The 1517-nt window shown below is 62.5% G+C and carries 2 protein-coding genes; one reads left to right on the forward strand and one right to left on the reverse strand.

Going from position 1 to position 1517, the window contains the following annotated elements:
• Positions 1–23: 23 nt before the first annotated feature.
• On the reverse strand, positions 24–566 hold the full coding sequence (gene orn, locus BKD70_RS23920) for an oligoribonuclease (protein ID WP_003171343.1): 543 nt from the start codon (positions 564–566) through the stop codon (positions 24–26).
• A 108-nt stretch (positions 567–674) separates the two neighbouring features.
• On the opposite strand from orn, the gene rsgA reads away from it, so the two are divergent.
• Positions 675–1517 (forward strand): small ribosomal subunit biogenesis GTPase RsgA (gene rsgA / locus BKD70_RS23925; protein ID WP_070415526.1); only part of this gene is annotated, 843 nt, incomplete at its 3' end.

The raw sequence follows: 1517 nt of genomic DNA on the forward strand, positions 1-1517 counted from the left end.
GCGCACTCACTGGCGCCGCAGAATCAAGCCTTGATGAAATGCTTGCGATAATGCTGCAACTCGGCAATCGACTCACGAATATCGTCCAGCGCCAGGTGCGTGCTGCCTTTATGGAAGCTGTCTTTGACTTCCGGCGCCCAACGCGCAGCCAGTTCCTTCAAGGTCGACACGTCCAGGTTGCGGTAGTGGAAGTAACTTTCCAGCCCCTTCATGTGCGTATAAAGGAAGCGACGATCCTGGCAGATGCTATTGCCGCAGATTGGCGACTTGCCCTTGGGCACCCATTTTTCCAGGAAGGCGATAGTTTCGGCCTCGGCTTCGGCCATGCTGATGCGGCTGTCGCGCACGCGCTGGGTCAGCCCGGAGTTACCGTGGGTGCGGGTGTTCCACTCGTCCATGGTGGCGAGTACGGCGTCGCTGTGGTGGATGGCGATCACCGGGCCTTCGGCCAAGGTGTTGAGGTTGCTGTCGGTGACAATGGTCGCCATCTCGATGATGACGTCGGTGTCGGGGTTCAGACCGGTCATTTCCAGATCGATCCAAATCAGGTTCTGTGGGTTTTGCATGGCTTGATTCTCTTGGCACCTTGGCGTAGCCGGGCAGTTTAGCAGGCGGGGGCGTGCTAGACTCGCGGCCGTTTTACCCAACTTTTGCATTATCGACACGGAACACCAATGGCCAAACGCCAGCTCAACCGTCGCCAAAACTGGCGCATCGAAAAGATTCAAGGTGAACGCGCCGCCCGCGCCGCCAAACGTGAATCCTCAGCCGTGGAAGCGCTCGAGGGCGGCGACCTGGGCCCCGAACAAACGGGCCTGGTGATCGCGCACTTTGGTGTGCAGGTCGAAGTCGAGGCGCTCGAAGGCGAACTCGCAGGCCAGGTGTTCCGTTGCCACCTGCGCGCCAACCTGCCCGCGCTGGTCACCGGCGACAAGGTGGTGTGGCGTGCCGGCAACCAGGGCATCGGCGTCATCGTCGCCCAGTTGCCGCGCAGCACCGAACTGCGCCGCCCCGACAGCCGTGGGCAGCTCAAGCCGGTGGCGGCCAACGTCGACATGATCGTGATCGTGTTCGCGCCACTGCCCGAGCCCCATGCCAACCTGATCGACCGTTACCTGGTCGCGGCTGAGCATGCTGGCATCCGCCCGTTGCTGCTGCTGAACAAATTCGACCTGATCGACGAGCAGAACGCCCCGGCGCTCAACGCATTGCTGGCGGTCTACCGCACCCTGGGCTACCCGGTGCTGGAAGTGTCGGCTCACCACGGCAACGGCATGGAACAGCTGCAACAGCAGTTGGACGGGCGGATCAGCGTGTTCGTCGGCCAGTCTGGCGTGGGCAAGTCGTCGCTGGTCAACAGCCTGTTGCCGGAAGTCGAAACCCGCGTGGGCCCGCTGTCGGAGCTGTCCGGCCAGGGCACCCACACCACCACCACCGCACGGCTGTTCCACTTCCCGGGCGGCGGCGAGTTGATCGACTCGCCGGGTATCCGTGAATTTGGCTTGGGCCACGTCAGC

Origin of the sequence: Pseudomonas sp. BS-2016 (assembly GCF_001806145.1) — a bacterium.
In the GTDB taxonomy this organism is placed as follows: domain Bacteria; phylum Pseudomonadota; class Gammaproteobacteria; order Pseudomonadales; family Pseudomonadaceae; genus Aquipseudomonas; species Aquipseudomonas lundensis.

Bases quoted from the DNA above. Each gene is read 5' to 3' on its own strand.
- orn (WP_003171343.1), bottom strand. From the start codon at position 566: ATGCAAAACCCACAGAACCTGATTTGGATCGATCTGGAAATGACCGGT.